Genomic DNA, 14,734 nt, shown 5'->3' with positions numbered 1-14,734 from the left:
CGAAGGGGTATTCCTATGGCTGATCACACGCCGACCGGTCCTGTCGAACTGGGCGCGCAGATGGACTATGCCGAGCATGACCGTACCTACCATGGCTTCCTCGCGCTTGCCAAATACGGCTCGCTGTTTTGCGCCGGCATTCTCATCGCCATGGCTTTCGGCTTCTTCGTTGGCGGCTTCTTCTCGGCGACCATCGTGTTCATCCTGATCATGGCGGTCGGCGCACTCATTCTGCGGTAGTTTCTTCCAGCCCATTGCCCTCGACGTCGCCGGACGTCCGGCCGACGCCTTGCGTAATCAAGGTTCCAGCCGAAAGGATCATCCGGTGGGACAGATCATATTCATCCCTCGTGAGCTTGACCCGAACGAGCCGCGCGTCGCGGCTTCGGCGGACACGGTCAAGCGTCTGACAGGCTTCGGCTTCGACATCATCGTCGAGAAGGGCGCTGGTCAGGGCTCACGCATCACCGACCAGGACTTTGCCGGCGCCGGTGCGGCGATCGGCAAGGCGGGCGACGCCGCCAAGGCCGATGTCGTGCTGAAAGTGCGCCGGCCGACCGATGCGGAGTTGAAGACCTACAAGTCCGGCGCCGCGGTCATCGCCATCATGGATCCCTATGGCAACGACGCCGCTGTCGCCGCGCTTGCCAAGGCCGGGGTCACCGCCTTCTCGATGGAATTCATGCCGCGCATCACGCGCGCCCAGTCGATGGACGTACTGTCCAGCCAAGCCAATCTCGCCGGCTACCAGGCGGTGATCGACGCGGCCGCCGAATATGACCGCGCGCTGCCGATGATGATGACGGCGGCGGGCACCGTGCCGGCGGCCAAGGCCTTCATCATGGGCGTCGGCGTCGCCGGCCTGCAGGCGATCGCCACCGCGCGCCGGCTCGGCGCGGTCGTCACCGCCACCGACGTGCGCCCGGCGGTGAAGGAGCAGGTGCAGTCGCTCGGCGCCAAGTTCCTGGCTGTCGAGGACGAGGAGTTCAAGGCAGCCGAGACGGCCGGCGGCTATGCCAAGGAAATGTCCAAGGAATACCAGGCCAAGCAAGCGGCGCTCACCGCCGAGCACATCGCCAAGCAGGATATCGTCATCACCACGGCGCTGATCCCCGGCCGCCCGGCGCCGAAGCTGGTCTCCGCCGCCATGGTCGCCTCGATGAAGCCAGGCTCGGTGATCGTCGACCTCGCCGTCGAGCGCGGCGGCAATGTCGAGGGCGCGGTGCCGGGCAAGGTCGTGACGACGGAAAACGGCGTCAAGATCGTCGGCCATCTCAACGTTCCGGGCCGTGTCGCGGCCTCGGCCTCGCTGCTCTATGCAAAAAACCTGTTCGCCTTCCTCGAGACGATGATCGACAAGACGGCGAAGACACTCGCCATCAAGCGCGACGACGAACTGGTCAAGGCGACCATGCTTACCGATGGTGGGAAGATCGTGCATCCGAACTTCGCCAAGGCAGCGGAAGAACCGCGCACCGAGCCGGCGGCCATTCCCGCGGCGACCATGGTCGCCGACGCCAAACCGGCGCCGAAGAGGAAGGCCGCCGCCAAGTCGCCCTCGTCCAAGCCAGAAGGGACCGCATGATGGACGCCCTGCAGAAAGCCCTCGACCAGCTCGATCAGGCGACCGCCGCGGTGCGGGTCGCGGTGCATGATCTGGCCAACGCGCCGGGCGCGGCCGAGGCCGCCGGCGCGGCGCACGCACTGTCCGGCGGCGCCGTCGATCCCTTCGTCTTCCAGTTCGCCATCTTCGTGCTGGCGATCTTTGTCGGCTATTATGTCGTCTGGTCGGTGACGCCGGCGCTGCATACGCCGCTGATGGCTGTCACCAACGCCATTTCCTCGGTCATCGTCGTCGGCGCGCTGCTCGCGGTCGGCATCTCGGCCTCGGGGCTTGCCGCCGGCTTCGGTTTCGTCGCCCTAGTGCTGGTCTCGGTCAACATCTTCGGCGGCTTCCTGGTCACCCAGCGAATGCTTGCCATGTACAAGAAGAAGGACAAGTGACGTGACCGTCAATCTGGCTTCCTTCCTCTATCTCGTCTCCGGCATCCTGTTCATCCTGGCGCTGCGCGGGCTGTCGCATCCGACAACCAGCCGCCGGGGGAATCTCTTCGGCATGATCGGCATGGCCATCGCCATTGCCACCACGCTGGCGCTGGCCTTGCCCTTGGCTCCCTCGATCGGCCGTTTCGGCCTGATCGTGCTCGGCCTGGCCATCGGCGGCGGCATCGGCGCCGTCACCGCGCGCCGCATCGCCATGACCTCGATGCCGCAACTGGTCGCCGCCTTCCACTCCCTCGTCGGCTTTGCCGCCGTGATGGTGGCGGCCGCCGCCATGTACGCGCCGGAAAGCTTCAGGATCGGCACGGCGGGCGACATCCATGCCGAAGCGCTGATCGAGATGAGCCTTGGCGTTGCCATCGGCGCCATCACCTTCACCGGCTCGGTCATCGCCTTCCTGAAGCTCGACGGCCGCATGTCCGGCAAGCCGATCATGATCGGCGGCCGCCATCTCATCAACATCGCGCTTGGCGTCGCCCTGGTGGTGCTGATCGTGCTCCTCGTCACCACCGAAGCGAAGTTCGTCTTCTGGCTGATCGTGCTCGCCTCGCTGGCACTGGGCGTGCTTCTGATCATCCCGATCGGCGGCGCCGACATGCCGGTCGTGGTGTCGATGCTGAACTCCTACTCGGGCTGGGCAGCGGCGGCACTTGGCTTCACGCTGGGCAATCTGGCGCTGATCATCACCGGCGCGCTGGTCGGCTCTTCGGGCGCGATCCTGTCCTACATCATGTGCAAGGGCATGAACCGAAGCTTCATCTCGGTCATCCTTGGCGGCTTCGGCGGCGAGACGGCGGCCGCGGCCGACGATGGCATCGAGCGCACCGTCAAGCAGGGCTCGGCCGAGGACGCCGCCTATCTGATGATGAACGCGCAGAAGGTGATTATCGTGCCCGGCTACGGCATGGCGGTCGCCCAGGCACAGCACGCGCTGCGCGAAATGGCCGACAAGCTCAAGGCCAACGGCGTCGACGTCAAATACGCCATCCACCCGGTCGCCGGCCGCATGCCCGGCCACATGAACGTCCTGCTCGCCGAGGCCAACGTGCCTTATGACGAGGTGTTCGAACTCGAGGACATCAACTCCGAATTCGCACAGGCCGACGTCGCCTATGTCATCGGCGCCAACGACGTCACCAACCCGTCCGCGCGCGACGACAAGTCCTCGCCGATCTACGGGATGCCGATCCTCGACGTTGACAAGGCCCGCACCTGCCTGTTCGTCAAGCGTTCGCTCGGCTCCGGCTATGCCGGCATCGACAACACGCTGTTCTACAAGGACGGCACCATGATGCTGCTCGGCGACGCCAAGAAGATGACCGAGGAAATCGTCAAGGCTTTTGATCACTGATCAAGCCGCAACCTTCTGCAGAAGGTTGTCGGCCCATGCATCCAAAACCAAAAGCCCGGCTCGATCCGGGCTTTTTTTGTAAGACAAGACGAGGGTCAGCGTGTGGTCAGATAGGCGGTTTCCTCGTCGTCGCGCTGCCTGCCGCCGAGAGCGGCTGCGGCACTGGCGATGAAAGCACCGATGACCAGCGACAGCGCGCCGAGCAACGCAAAGGTCGCGCTGCCCTTCCTGGCCGTGTTGGCGGCCTGCTTGGCCTTTGTCTTGGCATCCTGAACCTTGGCAACCAGGGCATGACACGCGCCTTGGCGTCGCCCTCGGAGAGGCCGGTGCGGGCGGCGACCAACTGCGACAGATAGGTCTTGTTGTCAGCCGAAATCTCGCCTGCGCCGCACTGTCGATCAGGATGCGCGAGGCGTCGACAGCCGATACGGTGGATTGGTCCGCCGTAGCGCGCCAATGTTGATCCTCGATCAAATATCCAGGTTGGCGACCGACAGCGCATTGTCCTGGATGAACTCGCGCCTGGGTTCCACCTCGTCGCCCATCAGGCGCGAGAACAGCGAGTCGGCATCGGTCGCGTCGTTGACCTTGACCTGCAGCAGCGAGCGCACATTCGGGTCGAGCGTGGTTTCCCACAGCTGCTCGGCATTCATCTCGCCGAGACCCTTGTAGCGCTGCATGGTCAGCCCCTTGCGGCCGGTGGCGAACACCGCGTTGAGCAGCGCCAGCGGCCCCGCGATCGTCTCCGAGACCTCCTTGCGGCGCAGCACGGGCGGCTCGCCATAGACCTCGGCAAGGCGCGGTGCATAGCGGTCGAGCTGGCGCGCATCGGCCGAGTTGATCAGCCCGGCATCGAGCTGGGCGAATTCCTTCACGCCGCGCACCGTGCGCTCGAAGACATAGCCGCCGACGCCTTCATTGGAGGTCGACAGGCGGCCGGTCCAGCCGCGCTCGGTCTCTTCGGCAATGATGTCGAGGCGCTGGGCGACGCGTTCGGCCATGGCATTGGCGCGGCCGAGATCGTTCAGCACGTCGGCATTGAGCGCGCCGGCAATCGCCGCCTGCTCGACCACGCCTCTGTTGTAGCGCGTGTGCAGTCCGTTGATCAGCTGGCGCACGGCCAGCGCATCGTCGATGGCGCTGCGCAGGTCCTGCCCGGTTCGGACTTCGCCTGAGCCTAGCGAAAGCGATGCTTCCTCCAGTCCCGAACCGATCAGGAATTCCTCGAAGGCGCTTTCATCCTTGATATATTGCGAGCTCTTGCCACGCGTCACTTTGTAGAGCGGCGGCTGGGCGATGTAGAGATGGCCGCGCTCGATCAGCTCCGGCATCTGCCGGAAGAAGAAGGTGAGCAAGAGCGTGCGGATGTGGGCGCCGTCGACGTCGGCGTCGGTCATCAGGATGATCTTGTGATAGCGCAGCTTGTCGGCGTTGAACTCGTCCTTGCCGATCGAGGTGCCGAGCGCGGTGATCAGCGTGCCGATCATGTCGGAGGAGAGCATGCGGTCGAAGCGGGCGCGTTCGACATTCAGGATCTTGCCGCGCAGCGGCAGGATCGCCTGGTTCTGGCGCGAGCGGCCGCCCTTGGCCGAGCCGCCGGCCGAGTCACCCTCGACGATGAAGATTTCGGACTTGGCGGGATCGCGCTCCTGGCAGTCGGCAAGCTTGCCGGGCAGCGAGGTGACGCCGAGCGAGCTCTTGCGGGTGATGTCGCGCGCCTTGCGCGCGGCCTCGCGCGCCGCGGCTGCCTGGATCACCTTCTCGACCACCACCTTGCCTTCGGCCGGATGCTCTTCCAGCCAGGTGCCGAGCGCCTCGTTGACCAGGCTTTCCACCACTGGACGCACTTCGGACGAAACCAGCTTGTCCTTGGTCTGCGAGGAGAATTTCGGGTCGGGAACCTTGACCGAGAGAACGGCGGTCAGGCCTTCGCGGCAGTCATCGCCGGTCAGCGAGACCTTTTCCTTCTTGGTCTGTCCGGAGGACTCGCCATAGCCGGTGACCTGCCTGGTCAACGCGGCGCGGAAACCGGCCAGATGCGTGCCGCCATCGCGCTGCGGGATGTTGTTGGTGAAGGCCAGCACATTCTCGTGGTAGCTGTCGTTCCACCACATCGCCACCTCGACGGTGATGCCGTCGCGTTCGGCGCGGATCGCGATGGGGTTCTCGATCAGCGGCTTCTTCACCCGGTCGAGATATTTGACGAACTCTTCCAGGCCGCCGTCGTAGTGCAGCTCATGGCGCACGAGATCGGCGTGGCGGGCGTCGGTCAGGATGATGCGCACGCCCGAATTGAGGAAGGCAAGCTCGCGCAGCCGGTGTTCCAGCGTGCCGAAGTCGAACTCGACCATGGTGAAGGTCTCGGCCGACGGAAAGAAGGTGATCTCGCTGCCGCTGCGGCCCTCATTGGTGCCGGGCTGCTTGTTTTGGACGTAGCTGCCGGTCACCTTCAGCGGTGCATCGGCATTGCCGTGCGTGAAGCTCATCTCGTAGATTTCGCCATTGCGGCGGATCTTGAGCTTCAGCCAGGCCGAAAGCGCGTTGACCACCGAGACGCCGACGCCGTGCAGGCCGCCAGAGACCTTGTAGGAGTTCTGGTCGAATTTGCCGCCGGCATGCAGCTGCGTCATGATCACTTCGGCCGCTGAAACCCCCTCACCGGTGTGGATATCGGTCGGAATCCCGCGGCCATTATCGATGACCGTCACCGAACCGTCGGGGTTGAGCGTCACCGAAACAAGGTCGGCGTGGCCGGCCAGCGCCTCGTCGATGGCGTTGTCCACCACCTCATAGACCATGTGATGCAGGCCCGAGCCGTCATCGGTGTCGCCGATATACATGCCCGGACGCTTGCGGACAGCATCCAACCCCTTCAAAACCTTGATGGAATCGGCGCCGTACTCGGCTGCCGCGCCATTGGCGCCTTCGATTTGGTCGCTCATGAAAACCTGTCTGATTGATGCCGCTGAACCAGCGCGGGAAAATGCCCCCGAATCGCGCCGTTTTGATGTCCTAGATATAGGTGCAAACGGCTGGTTTTCCAAGGTTTGCAGGCATTTTGCCGGCTTGGCGACAGGCGTTTCCAGATCCGTCCGGACATGGCGGCACGCGCTATCGGGCAAGGGGACCGGTTGAAACGCGAAAGCCACGCCGACGCGCGGCTTTCGCTGCCGTCTTTTGAGGCAGACTTGGCCTCTAGCCCGGCAGGCCGGCGCGCAGCCCCTTCAGCGCCTCGCTCCAGCGGAATAGCTCGTCGAGCATCGTCTTGGCGCCCCCAAGTACTTGCTCGCTGGGATGATACGCGCGGTTCGCATCAAGCAGCGTCTGATAGGCCGGCAGCGCCACGCCTTCCGGGATCGGCATGACGCCGACCGAGGTCAGCAGCGGCTTCAACGCCTGCGCCGCGCGCAGGCCGCCGGACACGCCGCCATAGCTGAAGATCGCCGCGGGCTTGTAGCGCCATTCATGGACCAGGTAATCGATGGCGTTCACGATCGCGGGCGCCACGAAGTAATTGTACTCCGGCGCCACGAACACGAAGGCGTCTGCGGCATCGATCGCCTTCGACCACGCCTTGGTGTGATCGTTCTCGTATTTGCGCAGACGCGGATGGTGCGGCTCGTCGAGTATCGGCAGGTTGAATGCGGCGATATCGGTCAGCACCGGTTCGAACTTGCCATGCTCGCGCGCGAACCCTTCCAGGCATTCGGCAAAGATCGGCCCGGCGCGTCCGGGCCGCGTGCTGCCGATGATCACGTTCAACTGGTGCTTCACTTGTGGCTCCTTCGGGTTGACAGTATCCGTTGGTGACTAACGTAAGCCGTCACCTGCAACAAGCAGGAGTTGGCAAAGGCCGGTCACTTTCCGGCGAGGCGTTTGCCGGTTGCCGCCCGCCGTTCGGTCACATGGACGCCTGCTTTGGCGGGCACTACATTCAGCGCTGTCAGCGGAGCATGCCATATGGACACCCAGCCCGCCCCTTTCGTGCCGCCGGCGCCCAAGCCGCGCACCACGCCGCCGTCGACGCTGGAGATGATGCGCATCGTCTACCGCAACCCGCTCGAATTGTGGGGCGAGCACACCTACAACGAACCCTGGATTTCTGCGAATGGCGTTGGCGGACATCTGATCGTCGCCAACGACCCGGGCCTCATCCGCCATGTGCTGATCGACAACGCCAAGAACTACAAGATGGCGACGGTGCGCCAGCTGATCCTGCGGCCGATCCTGCGCGATGGCCTGCTGACCGCCGAAGGCGAGGTCTGGAAACGCTCGCGCAAGGCGATGGCGCCGGTGTTCACGCCGCGCCATATCTTCGGCTTCGCCAGGCCGATGCTGAAGCGCACGCAGGAATTCGCCAGCCGCTACGAGGCCGGCGGCATGACCGATGTCGCCCACGACATGACGCTGCTCACCTACGATATCCTGGCCGAGACGCTGTTCTCCGGCGAGATCGCCGGCGAGCCGGGCAGCTTCGCCAAGGAGATCGACCGCCTGTTCGAGACGATGGGCCGCGTCGATCCGCTGGACCTGTTGCGCGCGCCGGCATGGCTGCCGCGCCTCACCCGCATCCGCGGCCGCAAGACCATGGCCTATTTCCGCGACATCGTCGCCGGCACGGTCAGGATGCGCGAAGAGCGGATGAAGCGCTACCCCGATGGCGTGCCGCAGGATTTCCTGACGCTGCTGTTGAAGGCTGAGGGCCCGGACGGGCTGACCCGCCCGGAAGTCGAGGACAACATCATCACCTTCATCGGCGCCGGCCATGAGACGACCGCGCGGGCGCTCGGCTGGACCATCTACTGCCTCGCAGAGGCGCCGTGGGAGCGCGACCGGGTCGAGCAGGAGATCGACGCGGTGCTGGCGCGCGAGCCCGATCCGACGCAATGGCTGGACGCCATGCCGTTCACCCGCGCCGCTTTCGAGGAGGCGCTCAGGCTCTATCCGCCGGCGCCCTCGATCAACCGCGAGCCGATCGAGACAGAGACCTGGAACGATCTGGTGCTCCCCAAGCACGCCGCCGTGCTGGTCATGCCCTGGGTGGTGCACCGACACCGCAAGCTGTGGGACAGGCCGGACGCCTTCATGCCGGAGCGCTTCCACCCGGAGAACCGCGACAAGATCGATCGCTTCCAGTACCTGCCGTTCGGCGCCGGGCCGCGCGTCTGCATCGGCGCCAGCTTCGCCATGCAGGAAGCAATCATCGCGCTGGCGATCCTGTTGTCGCGCTTCCGCTTCGACGCGACGGCCGAGACCAAGCCATGGCCGGTGCAGAAGCTGACGACGCAGCCGCAGGGCGGCCTGCCGATGCAGGTCTCCCGACGGGCTTGAGTGCTGCTTACCGGTCGGCGATCGGCCGACGCTGCTGGAACTGGCCGGCGGCGCGGAAACGCCACAAATAGCTCGGCAGGATCGTCGCGATCGCCTGCGGCTGGATGCCGAGCCCGGCGAGCGTCCTGCCCGCCTTGTCAGCCTCGTCCGAGACGATGTTGTGCTCGCGCAGCTGCAGCACCTGATCCTTGGTCAAGAGCGGATTGGGCAGCAGCTGAAGGATCGACGCCTGGATGTTCGCCACCCAAAACGGCACCGGCACCAAAAGGCGACGGCGGTCGACGACCGCCAGCAGCTCTTGCATGCATTCCTTGAAGGTCAGCACCTGCGGGCCGCCGAGCTCATAGACTTGGCCGCCCTTGATCTTGCCGTCGACCGAACGCGCCACTGCCTCGGCGACGTCGCCGACATAGACCGGCTGCAGCTTGTTCTGGCCGCCGCCGATCAGCGGCAGCACCGGCGAATAGCGCGCCATGTTGGCGAAGCGGTTGAAGAAGCCATCTTCCGGTCCGAAATTGATCGACGGCCTGAAGATGACGGCATCGTCGATTGTCTCGAACACCGCCTTCTCGCCCAGCGCCTTGGTGCGGGCATAGTCCGACGGCGAATTCTCGTCGGCGCCGAGCGCCGAGATGTGGGTCAGCCCGGCGCCGACCGAACGGGCGGCCTCGGCGACGGCGCGGGCGCCGAACTCCTGAACGGTGTTGAACTTCTGCCGGCCGGTCTCGTGCAGGATGGCGACGAGGTTGACGACATGGTCGGCGCCTTGCACGGCGCGGTCGACCGACCAGCGCACGCGCACATTGGCCTGCACCGGCTGGATCTGGCCGACATTGCCGAGCGGCTGCAGATGGCCGGCAAGATCGGGCCGCCGGCAGGCGACCCGGATGCGGTAGCCGCGCTTGGCCAGCGCCCGCACGACATGGCGACCGACGAAACCCGAGCCGCCGAAGACGACGACGAGCTTGGGGGTCTGCAGGATTTCGGTCATGACTGGCTCCGCGCGAGTGCTTGGCTGAAGCCGTTTCTTAATCCGTTTCGCGCCAAAGGCAAAGAGCGACCAGAGGTCGCCGTCATCCAGTTTCCGAAGTTGCCCGGAATGCGCTCCAGCCGCGTTTGCAAAACGCAGAAAACCCCGCCGAAGCGGGGTTTTCCGGGCAGTGCCAACACCGAAACAAGGCTCAACGAGGCAGCCTGACCTGAGACGGTATCAAGGCGGCGTGAAGCAAGCACGCCCACCTCGCCCCTGAACGCCCGGCGCGGCCCGCCAGCCGCGAGCCGGACGAAGCCAACCAAGCGGCTCGCGGTATGGGGTGCCGAGGATGGGTCGTTGCAGATCGGGAAAAGGTTCAGCAGCCGCGCAAAGAATGCGCCGAGCGCTACTCGGTCCCGCCGGCTCAGGCCGAGTAGCGCTCGGCGAACTCGGAGATACGCTGCACGACAGCCTTGGACGCGGTGATGCCGCGCGCCTTGGCCTTCTCGGCGGCCTCCGCCCGCGACCGTCCGGGGATATGCACGCCATAGCGCCGCCGCAGCCGGTCGAGCTGGTCCTTCATGCGCGGTTCGAAATCCGGATCGAGCAATTTCGGCTCGATGGCCAATATAAACAGGCCGGTGCCGGGGCTGTCCGGCCCGCCGGTGAACCAGGGCGCGTCGAGCGACCAATTGGCGCCGGAAATGCCTGCAGCCAGCACCTCGACCATCAGCGCGATGTTGGCGCCGCGCTGGCCGCCGAAGGCAAGCATAGCGCCTTTCATGGCCGCCGCCGGATCGGTGGTCGCATTGCCGTTGGCGTCGAGCGCCCAGCCTTCGGGGATTTTCTTGCCGTCCTCGGCCGCCTTGCGGATGTTGACGAAGGCAGTGGCGCTCGATGACTGGTCGATGACCAGAGGCGGACCGTCGGCGGCCGGCGCCGCAAAGGACATCGGATTGGTGCAGTAGACCGGCTTGATCGAGCCGGAGCCGGCAAGCACGGCCGGGCCGTTGGTGGCGGCGAAGGAGACCAGTCCCTGTTCGGCGAGCCGCCCGGTGAAATAGCCGAGCGCGCCGCAGGTATAGGCGTTCTTCTGCGAGAACATCGAAACACCGAACAGCTTTGCGGCCTTGGCCAGATCCTCGATCGAGCGGTCGAAACCGGTATGGGCAAGCCCGCCGCGCGCGTCCGAAAGATAGACGGCGAGCGCCGGCCGGGTGATCACCGGATCGGCGTTGCCGTCGATGCGGCCGGCTTCGAACGCTTCGAGATAGTCGATGAAATGCGACAGGCCGACCGTCGACAGGCCTTCCGCTTCCGCGGCGATGATCGAGGCGGTAAGCGACTGCGCCGCTTCTTCATTGGCGCCGGCGCCAAGCGCCGCCATCCGGCATAGGCCTGTCGCCTGGTCGAGACTGAGTTGCATCATGGCTGTCCTAAGGGAGTAGGGGAATAGGGGAGTAGGGGGAAATTGTGGTGCGAATAGCGAATAAGGATGGAAATGTGAATGCGGGTAACGACTGGATACTCCCCTACTCCCCTACTCCCCTACTCCCCTACTCCCCTACTCCCCTACTCCCCTACTCCCCTACTCCCCTACTCCCCTACTCCCCTACTCCCCTACTCCCCTACTATCCGATCTTCACCGGAATCCGTGCCTCGATCCGGCTGAAGACAAGAACCAGGATGCCGGTGATCGTCATATAGATCAGCGCCAGCAGCAGCAGGGGCTCGTAAGTCAGGTAGGTGTCCTGGCGCACTTTGGACGAGACGGCGAAGATGTCGATGACGCTGATCGTCGCCACCAGCGGCGTCGACTTCAGTTGCAGCACGGTCTCGCCTGTCAATGTCGGCAGCGCCCGATAGAAGGCCTGCGGCAGCCAGATGCGGCGAAAAATCTTCCAGCGGCTCATGCCAAAGGCGCGGGCGGCCTCGAGCTGGCCTCGCGGCACGCCGGCGAAGGCGCCGCGCATCACTTCGCCTTCATAGCCGGCGAAGGACAAGGTCAGCGCCAGCACGCCATAGGGCCACGCCTGCCGCAGATACGGCCATATCCAGGATTCGCGGATCCACGGATATTGTGGAAACAGCGAGCCCAGCCCGTAATAGAGCAGCCACAGCTGTAAGAGCAGCGGCGTTCCTCGGATGATGGTGCAAAAGACCTTGGCCGGTATGGCGAACCAGAACGGGCCGCCGGCCTGGGCGAGCCCGAGCGGCACGGCAAGCGCAAAGCCCAGCGCGCAGGTGACGGCAAGGATCCAGAGCGCCCGCCACAGGCCCATCAGGCCCATTTCCCAATATTGCGGCAGCCAGTCCCAGCGCATGAAGAAGGCCGCGCAGAAGACCAGCGCCAGCGCGATCAGGATCAGCACGATGCGGTGCGGCCTGAGCCACAACGAGGCGCGCGCCGCCATGTTGATGGCATTCGCCTCGACCGCCATCAGCGGGCCTCCTTGACCGAAGGCATGCCGCGTCGCGACCAGGCCTCGACGCGGCCGATGATCAGGTTGGAAAACAGCGACAAGGCAAGGTAAAGCGCGCCTGCCGCCAGGAAGAACAGAAGATAGGCCTTGGTGACGCCCGCCGCCTGGCGCGTTGCCAGTGTCAGCTCGGAGAAACCGACGACGGCGAGCAACGCGGTGTCCTTGGTGGCGATCAGCCACAGATTGGCGAGGCCTGGTATAGCGAAAGGCAGCATCGACGGCAGCGTGATGCGTCTCAGCATCAGGCCGGGCGACATGCCATAGGCGCGGGCGGCCTCGATCTGACCCTGTGGAATGGCCAGGATCGCGCCGCGGATCACCTCCGTCGAATAAGCGCCCTGGACGAAACCCAGCACGAAGATGCCGGCAGCCAGCCCGCTGATGTCGACGCGCTGGTAGCCTATCGCCGTCAGCACTTGATTGATGAGGTCGGTGCCGGCGTAATAGAGCAGCAGGATCAGCACAAGCTCCGGCACGGCGCGGACCACAGTGGTGTAGACGGCAAGAAGATCGCGCGTCACCGGGCCGCCATAGAGCTTACCGAAGGCTCCGCCAATACCGATCAACAGGCCAAGGCACGTGGCGCCGACGGCGATCTCGATCGAATGCAGCAGGCCTACCAGCAGCGTGCCGCCCCAGCCGGGCGCCACGGGCGACAGGAGTTCCATGATGCCGACCGCGGAGGCCGGAAGAAAGGCGTCGATCAGCTTCGCCCCCGGATTGCTGGCAAGCCGCTCAGCGGCAAGCGTGCGTGGGAAGGTTGGGGCATGGCGCCGAGCGCCATGCCCTTGCGCATTTTGCGAAAAGCCTCAGTTCGACTGCGTTGCGCCGCCGTAGATGTCGAAGTCGAAGTATTTCTTCGAGATCTCGTCATACTTGCCGTTGGAACGGATCGCCTTGATGCCGGCGTTGATCTTGCCCTTGAGGTCGGTGTCTTCCTTGCGCACGCCGGCGCCGACGCCCGGTCCGAGCACCTCGTCATCCGGCGCCACCATGCCCTTCAGGTCGCAGCAGGCTTTGCCCTGATCGGACTTCAGGAATTCGCCAAGCGCGATGGAATCGGCCTGCACCGCGTCGAGGCGACCGGCGGCAAGATCGTTGTTGGCTTCATCCTGGGTCTGGTATTCCTTGATCTCGGATGCCCCGGTGCCAAGTGCTTCTTGGCGTAGACGGCGTGCACGGTGGAGACCTGGACGCCGACAACCTTGCCCTTGAGATCGTCCGGCGTGGCGCCGAATTTCTTGTCCTTCGGGCCGATGATGGCGGTCGGCGTGTTGTAGTACTTGTCCGAGAAGTCGATGGTCTTCTCGCGCTCGGCGGTGATCGACATCGAGGAGACGATGAGGTCGATCTTCTTTGTCGTCAGCGACGGGATGATGCCGTCCCAGGCGACAGGCGTGATGACGCAATCGAGCTTCTCCTCGGCGCAGACGGCGTCGATAAAGTCGATTTCCCAGCCAACCCATTTGCCCGAGGCATCGGGCGAGGTGAACGGCGGATAGGGCTCGGCGGCGACGCCGATCTTGACCTGGTCGGCCTTGGCCATGCCGCCCATCGCGGCAACGCCGAGAAGCAGCGCCGCGGCGAATGTCTTCAAAACAGTCTTCATGTCAGAACTCCCAGTTTGTTGTTGTTCCCGGTTCTTCGCTCCGCTTGATGCCGGCTCTAGCCGACATTGCGGAGGAATTGTTTGAGCCTTTCGGATTTGGGCGTGCCGAACAGCTGTTCGGGTGTTCCCTCCTCCTCGACCAGCCCGTTGTAGAGGTAGACGACATGCGTCGCGACCTCGCGGGCAAACTTCATTTCATGCGTCACCAGCACCATGGTGCGCCCCTCGCGCGCCAGGTCGCCGATCACCTTCAGCACCTCGCCGACCAGTTCCGGATCGAGCGCCGAGGTCGGCTCGTCGAACAGCATGACGCGCGGATTGATCGCCAGCGCCCGGGCGATCGCCGCGCGCTGCTGCTGTCCGCCGGACAGGTAGGCCGGGTAGACGTCGCGCTTTTCGGCAAGGCCGACACGGGCGAGCAGCTTCTCGGCTTCCTTGATCGCGACGTCCCGCTTGACGCCGAGAACATGCACCGGAACCTCGATGACGTTCTCGATCAGCGTCATGTGGCTCCACAAATTGAAATTCTGGAACACCATGCCGAGCTTGGAGCGGATGCGTTCGATCTGCTTGCGGTCGGCGGGCACCGTGTGGCCGTGACTGTCGGCCTTGAGCTTGATCTCTTCGCCATTGACCCGGATGATGCCGCTGGTCGGATTTTCCAGGCAGTTGATGCAGCGCAAAAGCGTCGACTTGCCGGAACCCGAGCCGCCGATGATGGCGATCACCTCGCCGTCGCGCGCCGACAGCGACACGCCCTTCAGCACATGCAGCAGGCCGAATTTCTTGTGCAGGTTTTCGACATGGATGGCTTCGGCGGCGCCGTCCTGCGCCTCGCCGGATGAGACTGCGGCAGCTGCCACCGCGCTCAACGGGTGACCTCTATGTGGCCGACGATAGGTCGTCGAAAGGCTATCCGGCTAATC

12 protein-coding genes and 2 pseudogenes are annotated in these 14,734 nt (G+C 64.6%); 5 read left to right on the top strand and 9 right to left on the bottom strand.

The annotated features are described in order from the left end of the window. Positions 1-15: 15 nt before the first annotated feature. The 4 genes from ACVDG8_RS17425 (at position 16) to ACVDG8_RS17410 (ending at position 3,412) form a co-directional block, all read left to right on the top strand. Entirely contained in the window at positions 16-240 is a 225-nt protein-coding gene (locus ACVDG8_RS17425; RefSeq protein ID WP_447255774.1) for an aa3-type cytochrome c oxidase subunit IV, read from the top strand. A gap of 85 nt (positions 241-325) precedes the next feature. Next, positions 326-1,585, top strand: a complete 1,260-nt coding sequence (locus ACVDG8_RS17420; protein WP_447255773.1) for a Re/Si-specific NAD(P)(+) transhydrogenase subunit alpha — start codon at positions 326-328, stop codon at positions 1,583-1,585. Next, positions 1,582-2,004, top strand: a complete 423-nt coding sequence (locus tag ACVDG8_RS17415; RefSeq protein WP_447255772.1) for a proton-translocating transhydrogenase family protein — start codon at positions 1,582-1,584, stop codon at positions 2,002-2,004. The genes ACVDG8_RS17420 and ACVDG8_RS17415 overlap by 4 nt, the downstream gene beginning before the upstream one ends. A gap of 1 nt (position 2,005) precedes the next feature. Continuing rightward, positions 2,006-3,412: an NAD(P)(+) transhydrogenase (Re/Si-specific) subunit beta gene (locus tag ACVDG8_RS17410; protein ID WP_447255771.1), complete on the top strand. Its 1,407-nt coding sequence runs from the start codon at positions 2,006-2,008 to the stop codon at positions 3,410-3,412. Positions 3,413-3,507: 95 nt separating this feature from the next. On the opposite strand, the pseudogene ACVDG8_RS17405 reads toward ACVDG8_RS17410, so the two are convergent. From ACVDG8_RS17405 to ACVDG8_RS17395, 3 genes and pseudogenes are all read right to left on the bottom strand, one after another. Then, a pseudogene (locus ACVDG8_RS17405) lies at positions 3,508-3,829 on the bottom strand (hypothetical protein); the annotation flags it as partial. Between the two features lie 53 nt (positions 3,830-3,882). After that, the gene (gene gyrB, locus ACVDG8_RS17400) at positions 3,883-6,354 is read right to left on the bottom strand and encodes a DNA topoisomerase (ATP-hydrolyzing) subunit B (protein WP_447255770.1); all 2,472 of its coding nucleotides are present in this window, start codon (positions 6,352-6,354) and stop codon (positions 3,883-3,885) included. A gap of 253 nt (positions 6,355-6,607) precedes the next feature. Continuing rightward, the gene (locus ACVDG8_RS17395) at positions 6,608-7,186 is read right to left on the bottom strand and encodes an NADPH-dependent FMN reductase (RefSeq protein ID WP_447255769.1); all 579 of its coding nucleotides are present in this window, start codon (positions 7,184-7,186) and stop codon (positions 6,608-6,610) included. Positions 7,187-7,372: 186 nt separating this feature from the next. On the opposite strand from ACVDG8_RS17395, the gene ACVDG8_RS17390 reads away from it, so the two are divergent. Then, on the top strand, positions 7,373-8,743 hold the full coding sequence (locus tag ACVDG8_RS17390) for a cytochrome P450 (RefSeq protein ID WP_447255768.1): 1,371 nt from the start codon (positions 7,373-7,375) through the stop codon (positions 8,741-8,743). Between the two features lie 7 nt (positions 8,744-8,750). Here the strand turns inward: ACVDG8_RS17390 and ACVDG8_RS17385 are convergent, their stop codons facing one another. The 6 genes and pseudogenes from ACVDG8_RS17385 to ACVDG8_RS17360 all read right to left on the bottom strand — a co-directional run bounded on the left by ACVDG8_RS17385 (position 8,751) and on the right by ACVDG8_RS17360 (position 14,680). After that, complete coding sequence (locus tag ACVDG8_RS17385; RefSeq protein WP_447255767.1) at positions 8,751-9,734, bottom strand: complex I NDUFA9 subunit family protein; 984 nt, start codon at positions 9,732-9,734, stop codon at positions 8,751-8,753. Positions 9,735-10,140: 406 nt separating this feature from the next. Then, complete coding sequence (locus tag ACVDG8_RS17380; protein ID WP_447257369.1) at positions 10,141-11,142, bottom strand: Ldh family oxidoreductase; 1,002 nt, start codon at positions 11,140-11,142, stop codon at positions 10,141-10,143. A 205-nt stretch (positions 11,143-11,347) separates the two neighbouring features. Next, positions 11,348-12,157 carry an ABC transporter permease gene (locus tag ACVDG8_RS17375; RefSeq protein WP_447255766.1) on the bottom strand — a complete coding sequence of 270 codons (810 nt, stop codon included), beginning with the start codon at positions 12,155-12,157 and terminating at the stop codon, positions 11,348-11,350. Continuing rightward, a complete protein-coding gene (locus ACVDG8_RS17370; RefSeq protein ID WP_447255765.1) occupies positions 12,157-12,867 on the bottom strand; it encodes an ABC transporter permease in 711 nt (236 codons plus the stop codon). Before ACVDG8_RS17370 ends, ACVDG8_RS17375 begins: the two co-directional genes overlap by 1 nt. A gap of 141 nt (positions 12,868-13,008) precedes the next feature. Continuing rightward, positions 13,009-13,808, bottom strand: a pseudogene (locus ACVDG8_RS17365) (transporter substrate-binding domain-containing protein). A 56-nt stretch (positions 13,809-13,864) separates the two neighbouring features. Further along, the gene (locus ACVDG8_RS17360) at positions 13,865-14,680 is read right to left on the bottom strand and encodes an ABC transporter ATP-binding protein (protein ID WP_447255763.1); all 816 of its coding nucleotides are present in this window, start codon (positions 14,678-14,680) and stop codon (positions 13,865-13,867) included. Positions 14,681-14,734 lie beyond the last annotated feature (54 nt).

Source organism: Mesorhizobium sp. ORM8.1, from assembly GCF_053005525.2.
The sequence above is the reverse complement of the archived record's forward strand: the minus strand, read 5'-3'. Positions and strand labels throughout refer to the sequence as shown.

Coding starts and splice junctions, on each gene's coding strand:
- gyrB (WP_447255770.1), bottom strand. CDS start 6,354: ATGAGCGACCAAATCGAAGGCGCCAATGGCGCGGCAGCCGAGTACGGC.
- ACVDG8_RS17370 (WP_447255765.1), bottom strand. CDS start 12,867: ATGGAACTCCTGTCGCCCGTGGCGCCCGGCTGGGGCGGCACGCTGCTG.
- ACVDG8_RS17385 (WP_447255767.1), bottom strand. CDS start 9,734: ATGACCGAAATCCTGCAGACCCCCAAGCTCGTCGTCGTCTTCGGCGGC.
- ACVDG8_RS17375 (WP_447255766.1), bottom strand. CDS start 12,157: ATGGCGGTCGAGGCGAATGCCATCAACATGGCGGCGCGCGCCTCGTTG.
- ACVDG8_RS17380 (WP_447257369.1), bottom strand. CDS start 11,142: ATGCAACTCAGTCTCGACCAGGCGACAGGCCTATGCCGGATGGCGGCG.
- ACVDG8_RS17425 (WP_447255774.1), top strand. CDS start 16: ATGGCTGATCACACGCCGACCGGTCCTGTCGAACTGGGCGCGCAGATG.
- ACVDG8_RS17415 (WP_447255772.1), top strand. CDS start 1,582: ATGATGGACGCCCTGCAGAAAGCCCTCGACCAGCTCGATCAGGCGACC.
- ACVDG8_RS17390 (WP_447255768.1), top strand. CDS start 7,373: ATGGACACCCAGCCCGCCCCTTTCGTGCCGCCGGCGCCCAAGCCGCGC.